Raw genomic sequence first — 17,122 nt, 5'->3', positions numbered from 1 at the left:
ACTCCCCGATGGGTTTTAAAAACCAATCGGCCTATAGCGCTGGGGATTACCTATGGATAAGGGAGCCATGCCCCAGTGGGTTGATGACGTTATCGACGAGCTTTCCAGACTCGGACCCGAGGGCGTTTTCTCTCACCTGATTTCTCAGGAGTTAAAACGGGCGGAGCTATACCACGAGCTCTACGAACTGAGCATGGAGGTCACCTGGGATGAGAGGGTTCCGAAGCTCTTCAAGACCCTCTATGAGAACTCACTGAAGAGGGCCGAGGAGTATGTTAACCTCTTCCACGAGCTCTTTCCGGGGAAGCCAATAGAACCGCCGGCAATCAAAGCCCCCGGTCCAAGAATTCTTAGGGATAGGCTCTGGAAGCTGGTCTATTCCGGCAACGTCGGTGAGGTTATTGAGTACCTCCTCCAGGTCGAGGAGCTCTTCGACAGAATCCTGGAAAAACTTGAGAGTTCTCTTTTAGGGGAGGCTAAAACAACCCTTCTCAGGGCCAGGGAACTGGAGAACACGAACAGGAAACTCCTAAGGGAGCTCTACCATGAGCTCACCGGAAGGGAGCCCCTATAATCCCCTCCTTCGCCAGGTAGGTCTCTATCTCCTTTACATCCCCCGGCGAAAGTTGAAAAACCCTCATCTCAGCGTGGGGAACCGAGTTAAGGACGTCCTTTAGAGCTTTCAGCTTTCTTTTGTCAATCCCGAGCATATGGGCCGACTTTTTAAGGGCAGAGGCAACGGTGCTCCTCCTGTGCTGGAAGAGAGCCCTCACGAGGTTCTCGTCGAGTTCCACACGCTCGTCCCTCGGCTTTGGTTCAATCACAACAACGGCCGAATCAACCTTAGGTCTCGGCCAGAAGGCACCTTTGCCAATCCTCTCGACGAGCTCAACATTGGCCTTCGCCTGCACCATCAGCGAGAGGCGCGAGTAATTCTTGTCGCCGGGCTTTGCAACCATTCTCTCTGCGAACTCGAGCTGGTATATCAAAACTGCCCTCTCAAAGTCGTGTCTTAAAAGCTTGAACGTAACGGGGGAGGAAATCTGGTAGGGGAGGTTTGAGACCATCTTATCAAAGTCGGGCCACTCAACCTTGACGGCGTCACCCTCAATCAGCTCGACGTTGGGCCAGCCGTACTCCTTCCGAAGAATCTCAATAATCCTTTTGTCCTTCTCGATGGCGTAGACCGTTCCGGCCCTCTCGGCGAGTTTCTTCGTGAGAACCCCAAGCCCGGGTCCTATCTCCAGGACGGTGTCTTTTTCACTAATCTCAGCCCTCTCCACGTTCCGCTCTATTATGTCCGGCACGATGAGAAAGTTTTGTCCGAGGTCCCGGTTGGGTCTGAGGTTATATTTGTAAATAAGGGAGAAGAGCTCGTCCCTCATCCCCTGAAAATCCTCCTGTGGCCGACGAAAAGTTTGTAGCGATCCTTGTCCTGTAGCTCATCAACGATTCTCTTGGCTATCATCTTGACCGGGTCGGGCAAGCCCTTAACCCGTTTTTTGAGGTCCTCAAAGCTCTTAAACGGCTCTCTCTGCCTCTCCTCAATGATTTCCCACATGTGCTTCTTTCCTATCCCCGGCAAAAGCTCCAGGCTGTGGAGCCTGTTGGTTATCGGCGGTGCAACGTTGAAGAACTGGACGAACCTTTCCTCGTTGTTCTTAACAATCTCCTCAACAACGTAGGGAAGCTCGGCCTTGGCCGTATCAGTAAGGTCGTTGTAGGCTATCTTCCTGTTGATGAGCAGGATTTTGTCCCTGTTGCCTTTGCCTATGAAAACCCTCTCGTAGAGCATCAAATCATCCTTCGGGGTGACCTCGAGGAGCGTGAAGGCTTTCTCACCGAGAACCTGGGCAACTGGCTTCCCGCTTCGCCTTCCAGTTGATAAGTCAAGGTATCCCTCGGGAAGGTAGTCAAGCACGTAAGCGTATTCCTCATATTCAACATTCCGCCTTTTCTTCTCGAGGCTTTCGCGGTAGGAATGTCTCCTGTACCTATCCATTCTCTCTCCCCCAGAACTTATTTTGGTCAGGAGTTTTTATACTTTCCTCACGCCAAGAAAAGGAGAAAAATCAGTCGAGGGGCCGATATTCGTCAACGAGCTTAACTATCTCCTTGGCCTCCTCCGGTGAGGGCATGTAATCCTCCTTGGCGAAGATTACCCTGATGTCAAGGTAGTCCTCCGGGAGAATGTCCACTATCTTTGACGCTATCCTGTCGTCAATCCAGTCGAAGAGCTCCATGAGCTTCTCCTTGAGTTCCTTCGCCTTCTCGGGACTGAGCTTGGCAAATTTTTCGGCGTGCTCAAGGCTAAGCCTGGCCTCGTAGAACATGGGCTCCTCTGGGTTCTCTTTCATGCCCTCTTCCTTCCTGTGCTCGAGGAGCTCCTTGGCCTCAGCTATGGTCAGATACCGCTCCCCGAGCTTTTTCCTGCCTATCATGCTCATCCCTTCTGCGGTCTGAGGTGAACCGGGTGTATGAAGAAGGTCTTAACCTTGCCACCGTCCCTTATCTGGACGATATAAGCGTCGCCACGCTTGCCGACGACGGTTCCGGTCCTTCCGTGGAACCTCGGGTCGGGCATACCCTTGTGGTAGCTTGGCTCTATGACGATATGAACTTTCTGCCCGACCTCAAACTCTTGGAGGAACCTCGTGAGCGGAGGAAGGCCCCTCCTCCTTGGCTTCTTGCTGAGCTTTCCGCGCGTCTTCCTCCTAAAGCTGTGCGCCTTCTGAACCATTTTCACCACCTCTTACCTTTTAAGGCCCTAACGGGCAAATTCAAGTTCACGATATGGGATTTTTCAAGGGGAACGCTTTTCGCTCCGTTTAGACTTAGGACTAACCCCCTGGGAATCACTAAAACCTTCCGGGGAGTGTTTATAAATCTTTCACCCCTATTATGATGAAGGGGGCGAGCAGTGCGATGAGCACAATTAACCCGGGTCCACAGATTTCTGCCTTAGAGCTATCCCTCAGGGCTTCAACGGCCAAAGTGGGAGGTTTTCCAGTTCCCTCAACCTTCAAAGGCACCTCCGTTGCATTAACGGTAACTGCCCTCGATTCGAACTTTCCATCTGGAAGGAGAGCCACATTCACGGGTTTGGTGGTGACCCTAAAGGGATACGCCCTGAGGCTCCCCTCCGGCCTCTTCCCGAATTCAGAGATTAAGGCAACGCTCCTAAACTTTACAAAGCTCCCGTTAGTTTGGCTCAGGCTCCAGAGGGCTATAAATGAATCTCCTTTCACGGCCAGGCCCTTGGGCTCTAAAAACGCTCCAAACCCGCTGACGTTTTCAACGGTCACAAATCTACCAAGAACGTTCCCCAGACCGTCCGTCTTTATGATGGCGTAAACCCTGCCGAGCTCACCGCAGGTCAGGTTGAACTCCCTGGAAACGGCCGGCTGGAAGTACAGGTAACCACCAGAGAAAGCGAGGGAATCTGAGGGCTCCGTTGAATAGAGGGCAACGCCCACCACGGACGCATCCTGGTAATCCCCGTGGCACTTTCTTTCTGGAACGAGAGTGTAAAGCTTTGACCAGAGGAGTTTCCCGTTGAGAACCGCTCCCAGGAGGGTGCCGTTTGAGGACCCGCCGAGAAAGTAAAGGACCCTTTCGGTGCTCGTTGCCGATTTGACGAAGAAGCCCTTCAAGTTTGTCTTAAACCTGAAGGTGCCGTTTACTCTTCCGTTATTGTCAAGGTTGAGGTAGTAGTACTCCCCACGGCCGTCGTGGAGTACGAGGTAATAGCCATCGCTAAGTTTTCCTACGGAGACGCTATAGAGCTCCTTGGAACCGTGGACGGAGTGGTATTCCCTCCCCCATAGAACCTGTCCCCTTCCATCGAGGACAACGAGCAGGGGGCTTGAGGAGTAGGTTCCATTGGAATAACGCTCAACGTGGGTCGCTATTATCGTCTCGTTTCTGGCCAGGCTAACGTCGTCAACGAACGTTATCCATCCCCCGCCGATGTTCAGGTTGTAGTCCATTGACCACAGCAGTTCTCCATGGTCGTTAAGCTGAATCACCCACAGGTCGGTGTGGTTTCCAGAGTCACTCCTCCCGACGAGTACAATCGAACCGTTTGCCGTTGCATGCTGTATTTCGGGGGACGGGTAGAGGAAAGCTCCCTTAACACTCTTCGCCCAGAGGAGCGAGCCGTTTTCCCCGAAGGCGAGGACCCATGCCCCGGGAGAGGGGGGCGTTCCCTCGGAGGTGACGTTAAAGGGTACAGCAACGATGAAACCGCCACCCGTTCCGACGCCCGCAACGGGCCAGGGATACGTTACAGTCCCGTTGGCGGGGACCGATAGAAGAACCGAGGCACCCGCCAGTTTCGAGAGTATCAGAAACGCGAGAAGGGGGACGAGTTTCCTCACTCCAACCACCGTACATCGAGGGGTTGGAAACATTAAAAGGCTTTTTGGTGATTCTGGTTTACTCAACGTTTTGAAACCTCGGCCTCTCGTCGAGTATGTTAAGGACGTCAAGCCTTTCGCACCAGGCTTTCTTTCCGAGCAGGTCAGTGACACTTGGCCTCGTCCTTCCTTTGTCCCCAGAAATCAACTCCTTTATGTAGAGGCCACCGTCAGTGACTAAGTGTAGCTCAAAGTGTTTCTCGTCGAGCCATTTTGCCTCTGCCTCGTAAACCTTTCTGACCCTTACCTTATCGGCACGGGCTTTTCTGACGCGCCAGGGAGTCCTCTGATGGATTTCCAGGCCCCTGAGCTTCCTCGCAACATTCTCAGCTTCCTCAGGGGTTACGCCCTCCTCCACGAGGACAAGGGCGAGGTACTCCTTACGGTGGTTCTTTGTGAGGACTTCTTCCGCTTCCCCAGATGAAACGAAGCGAAGGTTCAGAACCTCGACCTTACCGCTTGAGTTTATTTCCTCCGCTATTTTTTCCAGGCCAACCTTCCTCCGTTTTGGACGCTTTACCTCAACGATGAAGGGTCTTCCGTTGCCGAGGGTTCTGACATCAACGTCCTCTCTGCCTGCTCCTTTGAAAACGCACTTCCCCTTGAAAGCCCTTGAAAAGGGCCTGCAGATTATCGAGGCCACGCTGTCCTCAAAATCTGGCAGGGGAGTCTGGGGAATCCCGCGCACGAGCTTTCTGTAACGGCCGTAGACATAAACCGGATTGATTTGAAGCTCAACACCGCCCGAATATGGCTCAACGATAAAGACAACGTCCGGATTCTTGGATGTTTCTTTACCAGTCGCCCGTCCAAAGGCCTTTCCCAATTCCCTGTTGAACTCCCTGTTAATTGGTTCGGCCGTCTCGATACCAAACTCCTCCCAGAGGGAATGCTCTTTCTCCCGGGTTTCCTCGGGGAAGCGGGAACCAACCAGAAACGTATCGAATTCTATCCCCTTTGAGATTTCAATCATCCTCTCAACGAGGTATGGAATCCTTTCGAAGACGTTTTCACAAAGCTCGCATTCTTCCGGCTCATCTATCGGAGCCAGGCCTCTGGCCGAGCGTTCCATGTTGAGGACGAACCTTATAGCCTTTCCCCTGTCCTCGTTTGTTCCCTTTCCAAGTTTTGCGAAGAGCCTCCCAAGGCAGTGGTTGCAGAGTTCGTGTTTTTCAAGGACTTCCTCGGCCTTTTCGATTATCATGTTCTCCACCCTAAAGCTTTTTATCTTCCCGCCCAACTTCTCCCGATGGCCACTCGGAGGGAACGGATAATAAGCCTTTTGGAGGAGAGGGACTACTCCGTGAGCGAGCTAGCCCAGGTCCTCGGAATCAGGGGAAGGAGGAGCAAAAAGTTAATCATAGAGGATTTGAAGGCCATTCAAAAAATCCTAAAACGCGAGGGCAAGGTTCTTCTTGTTAAGCCCGCGGAATGCCGGAAGTGTGGCTTCCGCTTTAAGCCGGAAATCAACGTTCCCTCGCGCTGTCCCCGCTGTAAGTCCGAGTGGATTGAGGAGCCAAGGTTCATGATAAAGGCTCGCTGACCTGGGAAAGCCCTATAAAACCCCGTTCCCATTTTCTTTCAGCGACAAAACGAGGGGATGCTTATGAGGAAGGTTGAGGAGTTCATGAGAAAGCACGGTCTCGAGGTTGGGGACCTAATCAGAGTGGTAAAAAGGGAAGGAAACGAGAGGATTACCTTTGAGGGCCTCGTAATGCCCCCCTACGAGCTTTCTCCCGGAGAAACTCTTACCATAAAGCTTGACAACGGCTACAACGTTGGAGTTCTTATCGACGCTATCGAGAGCGTTGAGATACTTGAGAAGGCCGTTGAGAAGCCGAAGATGGCCTTCCAGGAAGTCCTTCCCAGGAAGGAGGGCCTTCCCAACGTCACAATCCTTGGAACGGGCGGAACGATAGCGAGCAGGATTGACTACAAGACCGGAGCGGTCCACCCTGCCTTCACCGCTGAAGAACTCGCTAAAGCTGTTCCCGAGATTTTTGAGATGGCCAACGTAACGCCAAAGCTCATAATGAACATCCTCAGCGAGGACATGAAGCCTGAATACTGGGTCAAAATAGCGGAGGAAGTGGCAAAGGCCCTCAACTCCGGCGAGGATGGTGTTGTCATCGCCCACGGAACGGACACTATGGGTTATACCGCCTCTGCATTGAGCTTCATGCTCAGGAACCTCACCAAGCCGGTCGTTCTCGTTGGAGCGCAGAGGAGCTCCGACAGGCCGAGCAGTGACTCAGCTATGAACCTCACCTGTGCAGTGAAGATGGCAACCAGTGAAGTTGCCGAGGTCATGGTCGTGATGCATGGAGAAACTAGCGACACCTACTGCTTGGCTCATCGCGGAACGAAGGTAAGGAAGATGCACACGAGCAGGAGAGACGCGTTCAGGAGCATAAACGATGTTCCAATAGCCAGGATATGGCCCAAGGGCGAGATAGAGTTCCTTAGGAGCGATTACAGAAAGAGGAGCGAGGGGGAAGTCGAAGTGGACGGGAAGATGGAGGAGAAAGTTGCAATCCTCAAAATCTACCCGGGGATAAGCGGTGAGATACTCGACTTCCTTGTTGATAGGGGCTATAGAGGAGTTGTTATCGAGGGAACGGGCCTCGGCCACGTTCCCCAGGATTTCATACCCCACGTCCAGCGCGCCGTTGAGGATGGTGTGGCAGTCTGCGTAACGAGCCAGTGCCTCTACGGAAGGGTGAACCTGAACGTCTACTCCAACGGGAGAAAGCTCCTAAAAGCTGGGGCGATTCCCTGCGAAGACATGTTGCCTGAGACTGCCTACGTCAAGCTGATGTGGGTTCTCGGCCATACCAGCGACCTCGATGAAGTGAGAAAGATGATGCTCACCAACTACGCCGGCGAGATAACGCCCTACACGAGGTTTGACACCTTCCTGAGGTGATGAAAATGACCGAGAAGTTCGATTACGAAAAGCTCGGCCTAAAGGTCGGCCTTGAGATTCACAGACAACTAGATACCAAAAAGCTGTTCTCACCCGTTCCGAGCGAGCTGACCGAGAAGGTTGACTTCACCTTTGAAAGACGCTTAAGACCCACGATGAGCGAGCTCGGGGAAATTGACCCTGCCGCTCTGGAAGAGTTCAAAAAGGGGAGAAAATACATCTACGAGGGCAACTACGAGCTCAGCGATTTGGTTTATATGGATGAAGAACCACCGAGGGGGCCCGACAGGGAAGCCCTAGAGGTTACCCTTCAGATTGCCTACCTCCTCAACGCAAAGCCCGTTGATGAAGTCCACTTCATGCGTAAGATAGTCATAGACGGCTCGAACGTTTCCGGTTTTCAAAGAACGGCGATAATAGCACTCGACGGTAGAGTTGACACCCCCTGGGGAAGCGTTGGAATCCCGACGATATGCCTTGAGGAAGACGCCTGCCGTATCGTTGAGCGTAGGGAGAAGGAGGTAATCTACCGCCTCGACCGCCTCGGAATTCCGCTGGTTGAGATAAGCACAACTCCCGACATACACCACCCCGAGCAGGCAAAGGTGGTTGCGAAGTACATCGGCGATGCCTTAAGGGCAACGAGAAAGGTCAAGCGCGGTCTCGGAACTATAAGGCAGGATTTGAACGTCTCCATTAAAGGTGGTGCTCGCGTCGAGATTAAGGGCGTGCAGGAGCTGGACATGATTCCCCTCATCATCGAGAGGGAAGTTGAAAGACAGCTTAACCTTCTCAAAATCCGCGACGAGCTTCGCGAGAGGGGTGTTAAGCCCGATGACATTAAGGAGGAATTTTACGACGTTACCGACGTCTTCCAGAACACTGAATCAAAAATAATCGCCCGAACAATAAAAAAAGGTGGAAAGGTTCTTGCCGTTAAGTTGCCTAAGTTCAGAGGGCTTATAGGTAGAGAAATCCAGCCGGGCAGGCGTTTGGGCACGGAAATGGCAGACAGGGCCAAAAAGTACGTGAGGGGAATCTTCCACATTGATGAACTACCGAACTATGGAATTACGGAAAAGGAGGTTAACGCAATCATCGAAAAGCTTGACCTTGGCGAAGAAGACGCGTTCGTTCTTGTCGCTGCAGAGGAAGAAACCGCCAAGAAAGCCCTTCGCGAGGTAATCAAACGCGCTAGAGAAGCGATAGAGGGCGTTCCAGAGGAGACGAGGAGGGCTTTGCCGGACGGCAACACCCAGTACATGCGCCCCCTCCCGGGTAAAGCGAGAATGTATCCTGAAACGGACATACCCTCAATTTTTATCCCGCCGGAGGAGAAGGAGAGGATTAAGGCGAACCTTCCGGAGTTGCCACAGGAGAAGGTTGAGCGCTACGTGAAGGAGTACAAGATTGACAGGAGCTTGGCTGAAACCCTCGTCAACGATGAGCGCGACGAGCTCTTCGAGGAGCTCGTGAAGAAGGGCATAAAGCCATCGCTGGCCGCTTCAGTCCTCGTGGTTGTCCTCAAGGGCCTCAAGAAGGAGGTTCCGATAGAGAAGGTAACCGAGGAGCACATCAGGGAGGCCTTTGAACTCTATCTCAATGGCAGGATTGCGAAGGAAGCCTTTGAGGAGATTTTCAAGGAACTCGCCATGCACCCAGAGAAGACCGCCCAGCAGGTCGCCGAGGAGAAGGGTCTAACGCTCCTGAGCGAGGAAGAAGTGGAAAAAATCATCGACGAGGTGGTCAGAGTCAACATTGACGTCATAAAAGCCAAGGGCATGGGCGCGATGGGCATGATAATGGGAAGGGCGATGGCGAAGCTTCGCGGTAGGGCGGACGGTAAGCTCGTCAGCCAGCTCGTCAGGAAGAAGATTCAGGAGGTGAGCAAAGGTTAATCTTTTAAGGTCCTTTTCTTACTCCTCATCATGGTCAAAGCGAGGTTTGTGGTTTACTACCACGAGCTCGACAACGACGATGTAAAAGGAACCCTCAGGAATTATACCGTCCTTTTTTCACAGGATGTTGAGGCACTGGTGGATGCCCTCCTCCAGGTGGCGTATTCGAGTCCAAAAATAACCGTTGTGAACACTCCCAAGGCAGTGTACGTTGCTCCTGGGGAGTACGAACTTGGAGGGAAGGTTTACGAGTTCCTCGTTTCCCGGGAAAGCGGACTTAAAAACGTGGCGGAGGAAATCCTAGGCGTGAAGAAATCCCGGTTCAATACGGTTATAAACGTTGTCCAAGCCGTCCTCTGGGGCTTGGCAATTCTTCTCAGCTATTTCGGCTACAAAAACGATGCTCTCAACGAGGTCTCCTCCTATGTGGCCTTTCTTTTCTTGCTCTCAGGGGTAATTGAGAACTTTAGGAGAGGCTACAAAAAGAGGGAGCGGGTCAGAGCATCGGCTCCTCGTCATAGCTCGGAGTGAGGGAAACTGCTCATCATCCCCCTCGGAGTTTGGGATGTCCTTTTAAAAACCTACCTTACCAACATGAGAACGAAATCAATTTAAAGCGTGAAGTTGTTTTCCCTTCGATGAAGTTCATAAACACCGTGCCAATCCTGTACTACGAACTGAGTGTTTCCCCCGGGAGGGTTAGGGAGGCCTTACCCTCAGCTTTTGAGTTCAAGAACCCTTCGCCCGAGAGCTTTTCTATAGTCCCAGTTCCCGGAAAGAACGAGGGTTTGCTGGTTATTGACGTGAGGGACGAGAACCGTTACGTCTTCGTTCTCCCACTCAAGGAAAACCTAATCCTAATCAACGAAACCTTGCCCAGAGTTTTCGTCATCCCTAAGAAGGGACTTAGAGAGTTCTTCGGGGCCCTCGCCGAGAATGACCTTGAAAGAATGAGCGATAGAGGATGGAAGCGAAAAGCCCGGAAATGGCGTCTGCTGATAGACGGCGTTGCCACACTGGTCGTAGGGTCCCTTTCGACCTACTTCCATGCGGGCCTGTGGGGAGCCCTTCTCCTTGGTGTCATTTTCACGACGGTTGAGCAGTTATTGGGGAGAGAATCCAAAGGCAGGTACATGATGACTGAAGTAAATAAAAAAACAGTCAGAAGGATGTACGAGGTCTCGGAAAAGAAGGGTAATGTAGTAAGGGTTTCCCTTTAGCGTCCGAGCTCCTTGTGGGCCTTCGCGAGGTGTTTCGCCGCTATCGCCGCGAGGAGCGAGAGTTCTCCTGCCAGAACTGCACCGGCAACTATCTCGGCGAACTTCTTGGCGTTTGTCCCTGCCGGCTCTCCGCCACCGGCCACACCCATAATCGAGAGCGCTTCCCTCTGCGTCGGAACCCTCGTTCCCCCACCGACGGTTCCGATTTCGAGGCTCGGCATGGTTATGCTTATATAAAGGTCGCCCTCGGGGGTGACTTCGGCTAAAGTTATGCCGTGCGAACCCTCCGTTATCTGGGCCTCGTCCTGTCCAGTAGCGAGGAAGATTGCACCGACGATGTTGCCGAAGTGCGCGTTGAATCCGTAGGAACCCGCCTGAGCCGAGCCGACGAGGTTTTTGCGGTAGTTGACCTCTGCTATTAGCTCTGGCGTCGTCTTCAGCTTCTTCTCGACAATTTCCCTCGGGATTATCGCTTCTGCTATTACCGTTTTGCCCCTTCCAAGGATGAAGTTGGTCGCGTTCGGCTTCTTGTCAACGCAGAGGTTCCCCGAGAGGGCCAGATACCTCACATCGGGGAACTTCTCTTCGATGACCTTCATTATCTCCTCACTCGCTATCGTTACCATGTTCATGCCCATCGCGTCGCCGGTTTCAAACTCGAAGCGCAGATAAAGGTTGTTGCCCACTATGAAGGGCTTAACACCCCGGAGCTTTCCGTGTCTGGTGACCTTGCTCACGGCCTTTTCCTGAAGGTAGTCAATGTTGTTCTTGACCCAGTTCGCCACTTCCCTCGCTCTCCTCGCGTCGGGACACTTGAGGAGAGGAGCGCGCGTCATCTTGTCGTCTATGAGCGTCGTTTTTACACCTCCGGCTTCCGTTAAAGCGGAGCAACCGCGATTAACGCTGGCAACGAGCGCCCCTTCGGTTGTGGCAAGCGGGATGTAGAACTCGCCTTTTGCGTACTCCCCATTGATTTTGAGCGGTCCAGCAACACCCATCGGTATCTGGACGACGCCAATCATGTTTTCAATGTTCCTGCCGATGACCTGCTCGGGGTCTATCGAGTAGTGTCCTATGTGTTCAAGCTTTATTCCGAGCTTCCTTTCGAGGGCCTTCCTCCTTACCTCTGTTGCGGTCCTCTTGTCGGTGTACTTCTCGACCTGATGAAGCTTTATCTCCCCGTTAACGACTTTCTCAACTATCTCCTCAAACTCCATTTCAACACCCCCAGAATCAGCCGAAAATCCATTCCTCAAGAACCTCACCGATTTCCTTAAACGCGACGGCCGCATCGCTGTTGGGGAGGTATTTAATTATCGGAATTCCAACGTTGATGGATTCGGGAACGTTGTAATCGAAGGGGACCCATCCGAGAACAGGGACGTCCAAATCCTCCTCTATGGCCTCAATTATCTTGTCAACTACATCGGCACTCTCGCGAACCTTGTTCAGAACAACACCTATGTTGAGGTTGTACTTCTCGCCGAGAGCCTTGAGCTTTTCGATTTCGTTTTTCACCATTGTCTCGAAGGAGTAAATTGGAGAGCGCTCTATTTCGACAACTATAAGCTGGTAATTGGCGACCTGAAAAGTGGGGAGCGTGTCGAAGGGAACTCCCGTTGGGGAATCAACAAAAACGACGCCGAACTTGTATTTCACCCTCTCAAGAATATCAACGAGCCTCCTTGGAGAAATCCCGAGAACGTCCTGAAGCTGTGTGCTTCCAGGCATTACATAAACGCCGGTTTCCTTGTGGCGGTATATTGCCCATTCCGGGTCAATGTCCGGGTTCTTCAGAAGGGTATGAACGGTGTATTTGACCGTATCAAGGGCAAAGTGAAAACCGAGGTTCGGAAGGTAAAGGTCACCGTCAACGGCTAGAACCCTATACTCTTTCATGGCGAGATAAGAGCTAAGGTTCGCCGTCGTGGTCGTTTTGCCAGCACCTCCGCGCCCCGTTACGACTATCACTGCCATCGCTACCCCTCTAAGCTTTTTTGTTAGGGGTTTAGGATATAAGGTTTCCGATTGGGTGAGCTTACCTGCAGAACTCCCTGCATGTGTATCTACACAATTCTGCCCAGTGATGAGCATTCTCCACTCGATGAACACAAAAGGTTTATATCGTTACATTTAGACTCCCGTTGTAAGGCTAAGGAGATGATTACCATGGTTGAGAAAATGCAGGCTATTATGAAGACAAAGCCCGCTTACGGGGCTGAACTCGTTGAGGTTGACGTCCCAAAGCCCGGCCCGGGAGAGGTTCTCATAAAGGTTCTCGCAACGAGCATCTGTGGAACCGACTTGCACATCTACGAGTGGAACGAGTGGGCGCAGAGCAGGATAAAGCCGCCCCAGATTATGGGCCACGAGGTTGCTGGAGAAGTAGTTGAGGTGGGTCCGGGCGTTGAAGACCTTCAGGTCGGAGACTACATAAGCGTGGAAACCCACATCGTCTGTGGCAAGTGCTACGCCTGCAGACACAACCGCTACCATGTCTGTCAGAACACGAAGATTTTTGGCGTTGACATGGACGGTGTCTTTGCCCACTACGCCATCGTTCCTGCTAAAAACGCATGGAAGAACCCGAAGGATATGAAGCCCGAGTACGCGGCATTGCAAGAGCCCCTTGGAAATGCTGTTGATACCGTTTTAGCCGGACCAATAGCGGGTAGGAGCACTCTCATAACCGGAGCCGGCCCGCTTGGACTTCTCGGAATAGCCGTGGCGAAGGCAAGTGGTGCCTATCCAGTCATCGTGAGCGAGCCGAGCGAATACAGAAGAAAGCTGGCCAAGAAAGTCGGCGCCGACTACGTGGTTAACCCCTTTGAGGAAGACCCCGTCGAGGTTGTCATGAGTATAACTGATGGAGCTGGAGTTGAGGTCTTCCTTGAGTTCAGCGGAGCACCAAAGGCCCTTGAGCAGGGTCTTAAGGCCGTAACCCCGGGTGGAAGGGTTTCCCTTCTCGGCCTCTTCTCACGGGACGTTACGCTGGATTTCAACAACCTCATAATCTTCAAGGCACTCGAAATACACGGTATAACGGGAAGGCACCTCTGGGAGACCTGGTACACCGTTTCAAGCCTCATCCAGAGCGGAAAACTTAACCTCGACCCGATAATCACCCACAAGTACAAGGGCTTTGACAAGTTCGAGGAAGCTTTTGAGCTTATGCGCGCTGGCAAGACTGGAAAGGTCGTCTTCTTCCCGCATGAGGGATGAAGTTTCTTCCTCTTCTTTCACCGCAATTCTCTTAAGTTCTCACGCACACCCAAACGGGGAGGTGGCACCATGGAGCTGAGCTACCAAGAGAAGCTCACGCTTATCAAGCTTGGTGAGCTTAAAAGGGCTAAATTCGAGGAGTTAGTACAAAAAACCGGCCTCGAACAGGTAGCCGTGATGAGGGCCGTCCTTGGTCTTCAGGCGAAAGGTTTAGCCAAACTTAATGAGAGGAGCGAAAAGGTTGTAAAGCTCACCGAGACCGGGAAAAAGTACGCTGACATAGGTCTTCCGGAATGGAGGGCTCTGAAGGTTCTGAGAGAGAAAAGAAAGGCTACACTCAATGACCTAAGGGAAGTTCTCAGCGAAGACGAGCTGAAGCCGATAGTCGGCCTTCTCAGGAAGGAGGGCTGGGCAAACGTTAGAAAGGAGAACGGAAAGCTGGTCCTTGAGATTACTGAGAGGGGCCTCGAGGCTGAAGAGAGACCCATTGATAGGGCCCTAAAACTTCTCGCCGGGAAGAAAGTCGTTCCAGTTAAGGAAATGGAAAAGCTCGTTCCAGTCAAGGAGCTCAAGAGGAGGAAGGTGGCAGAGGAAGAGACGGTAACCGAGAGAACGGTTGAGATAACCCCAGCTGGAGAGGAGCTCGTGAAAAAAGGCATCGAGCTGAAAAGGGAAGTTTCCGTCCTAACTCCAGAGCTCATAAAGTCCGGCAAGTGGCGCGAGGTCGAGTTCAGGAAGTTTGACATCAAAGCCCCCGTTAGGAGGATTTACCCTGGCAAGAAACAGCCCTACAGGGCTTTCCTCGACAAGATAAGGAGAAGGCTAATCGAGATGGGCTTCATCGAGATGACTGTTGAGAGTCTCATAGAGACCCAGTTCTGGAACTTCGATGCCCTCTTCCAGCCCCAGAACCATCCGGCGAGAGAGTGGACGGACACGTACCAGCTTAAATATCCCAAGAGGGGTTATCTGCCCGAGAAGGAGCTCGTTGAGAGGGTTAAAGAGGCACACGAGCGCGGTTTGGCCGGCTCTCGTGGCTGGGGTTATACCTGGAGTCCGGAGCGGGCGATGTTGCTGATGCCGAGGGCACACGGCACAGCTTTGGATGCCAGACAGCTCGCCAAAGGCGTTGAGATTCCCGGGAAATACTTCACGATACAGCGCGTTTTTAGACCGGACGTCCTTGATAGAACCCACTTAATCGAGTTCAACCAGATAGACGGCTTCGTCGTTGGTGAGGATTTGAACTTCAGGCACCTTCTTGGAATCCTCAAGCGCTTCGCGGTGGAGATAGCCGGGGCCAAAAAAGTAAAGTTCCTGCCGGATTACTATCCCTTCACAGAGCCGAGCGTCCAGATGAGCGCATATCACCCTGAGCTCGGCTGGGTTGAGTTCGGTGGTGCCGGAATATTCCGCGAGGAGATGACTAAGGCTTTGGGCATAGACGCTCCGGTAATAGCGTGGGGGATAGGCATTGACAGATTGGCCATGTTCAAGCTCGGCATTGACGACATCCGCTACCTGTTCAGCTACGACTTGAGGTGGCTCAGGGAAGCGAAGCTGGTGTGGTGATGAGAGATGCCGAAGTTTGATGTTTCAAAGTCCGATCTTGAGAGGCTCATCGGGAGGAGCTTCACAGTCGAGGAGTGGGAGGACCTCTTCCTATACGCGAAATGCGAGCTCGACGACGTCTGGGAGGAGAACGGTGAAACCTACTTCAAGGCAGACTCCAAGGACACCAACAGGCCAGACCTGTGGAGCGCCGAGGGAATAGCAAGGCAGATAAAGTGGGCGCTCGGAATTGAGAGGGGCCTGCCGAAATACGAAGTGGAAAAGAGCGACGTTGTGGTTTACGTTGACGAGAAGCTGAAGGAGATAAGACCCTACGGTGTCTATGCTATAGTTGAAGGCCTTCACCTCGATGAAGAGGCCCTTAAGCAGATGATAAACCTCCAGGAGAAAGTTGCCTTAACCTTTGGAAGGCGGAGGAGGGAGGTGGCGATTGGCATCTTTGACTTCGACAAAGTGAAGCCACCGGTTTATTACAGGGCAGCGAAAAAGACCGAAAAATTCATACCCCTCGGCCTCACCGAGGAGTTAACTCTGGAGGAAATCCTTGAGAAACACGAGAAGGGGAAAGAGTACGGGCACCTGATAAAGGACAGGCCCTACTACCCACTCCTCGTTGACAGTGAAGGCAAAGTCCTCTCCATGCCGCCGATTATCAACTCCGAGGTGACTGGCAGGGTAACGACTGAAACCCGGAATGTTTTCGTTGACGTTACGGGATGGGATTTGAACAAGGTCATGTTGGCTTTGAACGTCGTGGTAACGGCTCTCGCGGAGCGCGGTGGGAAAATCAAGAGCGTGAAGGTCGTTTATCCGGACTTTGAAATTGAGACGCCTGATTTAACCCCAAAGCCCTTCGAGGTTGAACTGGACTACATAAGGAAGCTCTCCGGCCTTGAGCTGAGCAATGAGAAAATCAAGGACCTCCTTGAGAGGATGATGTACGAGGTTAAGCTTGAAGGCGGAAAGGCAAAGCTACTCTATCCAGCCTTCCGCGACGACATAATGCACGCGAGGGACGTTTTGGAGGACGTTCTCATAGCCTACGGCTACAACGAGATTGAGCCCGAGGAGCCGAAGCTTGCCGTCCAAGGAAAGGGTGACAAGTTCGTCGAGTTTGAAGATGCCGTGAGAGAACTCATGGTGGGCTTTGGCCTTCAGGAGGTCATGACTTTCAACCTCACCAACAGGGAGGCCCAATATGAAAAGATGAACTTGGAATACGGAAAGGACTACTTCAACAACCCGCCGGCGGAACTCGTCGAGATTGAAAACCCGATAAGCCCGAAGTGGTCCGCCCTCAGGAACTGGCTCCTGCCAAGTTTACTCGACTTCCTGAGTCAGAACACCCACGAGGAATACCCGCAGAGGCTCTTCGAGGTTGGAAAGGCAACGCTTATAGATGAGAGCAGGGAAACCAAAACGGTGAGCGAGAGCAAGCTTGCCGTTGTTCTGGCTCAGGCAAGGATTACCTTTACCGATGCTAAGGAAATCCTTGACAGCGTGATGTGCCACCTCGGCTTCACCTACGAGCTGGAGGAAATCGAGCACCCGAGCTTTATCCCCGGAAGGGCTGGGAAGATAATCGTCAACGGAGAAACAATCGGCGTCATCGGGGAGGTGCACCCGGTTGTTTTAGAAAAGTGGGGGATTGAGATGCCCGTTGCGGGCTTTGAGGTGTTTTTAAGGCCACTCTATACCGAGCCGTATCTTTAATCCTCTTTTGCCCTTTTCTCCAAACCGATGCACATAAGCTCAAAGTTCACGACGCTTATGAGCACCTCCACGTCGAACACTCCCTCCATTTTCTCACCTCCGTGTTTATGTTTTCGGCAGTGTTTATCAACATTTTGCAAAATATCTTGTACC

At 52.4% G+C, this 17,122-nt stretch carries 17 protein-coding genes; 9 read left to right on the top strand and 8 right to left on the bottom strand.

Annotated elements, in window-relative coordinates:
* Positions 1-52: 52 nt before the first annotated feature.
* Entirely contained in the window at positions 53-574 is a 522-nt protein-coding gene (locus F7B33_RS00370) for a rubrerythrin (RefSeq protein ID WP_297066517.1), read from the top strand.
* On the opposite strand, the gene rsmA is transcribed toward F7B33_RS00370, so the two are convergent.
* The 6 genes from rsmA to F7B33_RS00340 form a co-directional block, all read right to left on the bottom strand.
* Complete coding sequence (rsmA, locus tag F7B33_RS00365) at positions 552-1,385, bottom strand: 16S rRNA (adenine(1518)-N(6)/adenine(1519)-N(6))-dimethyltransferase RsmA (RefSeq protein WP_297066519.1); 834 nt, start codon at positions 1,383-1,385, stop codon at positions 552-554. The two genes, F7B33_RS00370 and rsmA, sit on opposite strands and share 23 nt — an antisense overlap.
* Positions 1,382-2,002, bottom strand: coding sequence for a DUF655 domain-containing protein (locus F7B33_RS00360; protein WP_297072469.1), 621 nt, complete (start codon positions 2,000-2,002; stop codon positions 1,382-1,384). Before F7B33_RS00360 ends, rsmA begins: the two co-directional genes overlap by 4 nt.
* A gap of 70 nt (positions 2,003-2,072) precedes the next feature.
* Positions 2,073-2,441 (bottom strand): RNA polymerase Rpb4 family protein, encoded by a 369-nt coding sequence (locus tag F7B33_RS00355; protein WP_297072511.1) that lies wholly within the window; start codon positions 2,439-2,441, stop codon positions 2,073-2,075.
* 2 nt (positions 2,442-2,443) lie between these two features.
* On the bottom strand, positions 2,444-2,740 hold the full coding sequence (locus tag F7B33_RS00350; RefSeq protein ID WP_297066524.1) for a 50S ribosomal protein L21e: 297 nt from the start codon (positions 2,738-2,740) through the stop codon (positions 2,444-2,446).
* Positions 2,741-2,879: 139 nt separating this feature from the next.
* On the bottom strand, positions 2,880-4,388 hold the full coding sequence (locus F7B33_RS00345; protein WP_297072467.1) for a hypothetical protein: 1,509 nt from the start codon (positions 4,386-4,388) through the stop codon (positions 2,880-2,882).
* Between the two features lie 49 nt (positions 4,389-4,437).
* The gene (locus tag F7B33_RS00340) at positions 4,438-5,622 is read right to left on the bottom strand and encodes a tRNA pseudouridine(54/55) synthase Pus10 (protein WP_297072465.1); all 1,185 of its coding nucleotides are present in this window, start codon (positions 5,620-5,622) and stop codon (positions 4,438-4,440) included.
* Between the two features lie 45 nt (positions 5,623-5,667).
* Between F7B33_RS00340 and F7B33_RS00335 the strand changes: the two genes are divergently transcribed.
* From F7B33_RS00335 to F7B33_RS00315, 5 genes are all read left to right on the top strand, one after another.
* Entirely contained in the window at positions 5,668-5,961 is a 294-nt protein-coding gene (locus tag F7B33_RS00335) for a transcriptional regulator (RefSeq protein WP_297072463.1), read from the top strand.
* 63 nt (positions 5,962-6,024) lie between these two features.
* Entirely contained in the window at positions 6,025-7,344 is a 1,320-nt protein-coding gene (gatD, locus tag F7B33_RS00330; protein WP_297066546.1) for a Glu-tRNA(Gln) amidotransferase subunit GatD, read from the top strand.
* A gap of 5 nt (positions 7,345-7,349) precedes the next feature.
* Complete coding sequence (gatE, locus tag F7B33_RS00325; protein ID WP_297072509.1) at positions 7,350-9,242, top strand: Glu-tRNA(Gln) amidotransferase subunit GatE; 1,893 nt, start codon at positions 7,350-7,352, stop codon at positions 9,240-9,242.
* A 30-nt stretch (positions 9,243-9,272) separates the two neighbouring features.
* Positions 9,273-9,773: a hypothetical protein gene (locus F7B33_RS00320; protein ID WP_297072461.1), complete on the top strand. Its 501-nt coding sequence runs from the start codon at positions 9,273-9,275 to the stop codon at positions 9,771-9,773.
* Between the two features lie 107 nt (positions 9,774-9,880).
* Positions 9,881-10,462 carry a hypothetical protein gene (locus F7B33_RS00315; RefSeq protein ID WP_297072459.1) on the top strand — a complete coding sequence of 194 codons (582 nt, stop codon included), beginning with the start codon at positions 9,881-9,883 and terminating at the stop codon, positions 10,460-10,462.
* On the opposite strand, the gene hmgA is transcribed toward F7B33_RS00315, so the two are convergent.
* Positions 10,459-11,679 (bottom strand): hydroxymethylglutaryl-CoA reductase (NADPH), encoded by a 1,221-nt coding sequence (gene hmgA / locus F7B33_RS00310; RefSeq protein WP_297062128.1) that lies wholly within the window; start codon positions 11,677-11,679, stop codon positions 10,459-10,461. The two genes, F7B33_RS00315 and hmgA, sit on opposite strands and share 4 nt — an antisense overlap.
* 16 nt (positions 11,680-11,695) lie before the next feature.
* Complete coding sequence (locus tag F7B33_RS00305; RefSeq protein WP_297062130.1) at positions 11,696-12,439, bottom strand: MinD/ParA family protein; 744 nt, start codon at positions 12,437-12,439, stop codon at positions 11,696-11,698.
* A gap of 192 nt (positions 12,440-12,631) precedes the next feature.
* On the opposite strand from F7B33_RS00305, the gene tdh reads away from it, so the two are divergent.
* From tdh to pheT, 3 genes are all read left to right on the top strand, one after another.
* Positions 12,632-13,684 (top strand): L-threonine 3-dehydrogenase, encoded by a 1,053-nt coding sequence (gene tdh / locus F7B33_RS00300; RefSeq protein WP_297062144.1) that lies wholly within the window; start codon positions 12,632-12,634, stop codon positions 13,682-13,684.
* Between the two features lie 69 nt (positions 13,685-13,753).
* A complete protein-coding gene (locus F7B33_RS00295; RefSeq protein ID WP_297072457.1) occupies positions 13,754-15,256 on the top strand; it encodes a phenylalanine--tRNA ligase subunit alpha in 1,503 nt (500 codons plus the stop codon).
* 6 nt (positions 15,257-15,262) lie between these two features.
* Positions 15,263-16,969, top strand: a complete 1,707-nt coding sequence (gene pheT, locus F7B33_RS00290) for a phenylalanine--tRNA ligase subunit beta (RefSeq protein ID WP_297062133.1) — start codon at positions 15,263-15,265, stop codon at positions 16,967-16,969.
* The last annotated feature ends 153 nt before the right edge of the window (positions 16,970-17,122 follow it).

The sequence above is a fragment of the Thermococcus sp. genome (genome assembly GCF_015523185.1).
In the GTDB taxonomy this organism is placed as follows: Archaea; Methanobacteriota_B; Thermococci; order Thermococcales; family Thermococcaceae; genus Thermococcus.
Note: the sequence above shows the minus strand (reverse complement) of the source record. Positions and strands in the feature narration are given on the sequence as shown.

Coding starts and splice junctions, on each gene's coding strand:
- F7B33_RS00370 (WP_297066517.1), top strand. CDS start 53: ATGGATAAGGGAGCCATGCCCCAGTGGGTTGATGACGTTATCGACGAG.
- rsmA (WP_297066519.1), bottom strand. CDS start 1,385: ATGAGGGACGAGCTCTTCTCCCTTATTTACAAATATAACCTCAGACCC.
- F7B33_RS00360 (WP_297072469.1), bottom strand. CDS start 2,002: ATGGATAGGTACAGGAGACATTCCTACCGCGAAAGCCTCGAGAAGAAA.
- F7B33_RS00355 (WP_297072511.1), bottom strand. CDS start 2,441: ATGATAGGCAGGAAAAAGCTCGGGGAGCGGTATCTGACCATAGCTGAG.
- F7B33_RS00350 (WP_297066524.1), bottom strand. CDS start 2,740: ATGGTTCAGAAGGCGCACAGCTTTAGGAGGAAGACGCGCGGAAAGCTC.
- F7B33_RS00340 (WP_297072465.1), bottom strand. CDS start 5,622: ATGATAATCGAAAAGGCCGAGGAAGTCCTTGAAAAACACGAACTCTGC.
- F7B33_RS00335 (WP_297072463.1), top strand. CDS start 5,668: ATGGCCACTCGGAGGGAACGGATAATAAGCCTTTTGGAGGAGAGGGAC.
- gatD (WP_297066546.1), top strand. CDS start 6,025: ATGAGGAAGGTTGAGGAGTTCATGAGAAAGCACGGTCTCGAGGTTGGG.
- gatE (WP_297072509.1), top strand. CDS start 7,350: ATGACCGAGAAGTTCGATTACGAAAAGCTCGGCCTAAAGGTCGGCCTT.
- F7B33_RS00320 (WP_297072461.1), top strand. CDS start 9,273: ATGGTCAAAGCGAGGTTTGTGGTTTACTACCACGAGCTCGACAACGAC.
- F7B33_RS00315 (WP_297072459.1), top strand. CDS start 9,881: ATGAAGTTCATAAACACCGTGCCAATCCTGTACTACGAACTGAGTGTT.
- hmgA (WP_297062128.1), bottom strand. CDS start 11,679: ATGGAGTTTGAGGAGATAGTTGAGAAAGTCGTTAACGGGGAGATAAAG.
- F7B33_RS00305 (WP_297062130.1), bottom strand. CDS start 12,439: ATGGCAGTGATAGTCGTAACGGGGCGCGGAGGTGCTGGCAAAACGACC.
- tdh (WP_297062144.1), top strand. CDS start 12,632: ATGGTTGAGAAAATGCAGGCTATTATGAAGACAAAGCCCGCTTACGGG.
- F7B33_RS00295 (WP_297072457.1), top strand. CDS start 13,754: ATGGAGCTGAGCTACCAAGAGAAGCTCACGCTTATCAAGCTTGGTGAG.
- pheT (WP_297062133.1), top strand. CDS start 15,263: ATGCCGAAGTTTGATGTTTCAAAGTCCGATCTTGAGAGGCTCATCGGG.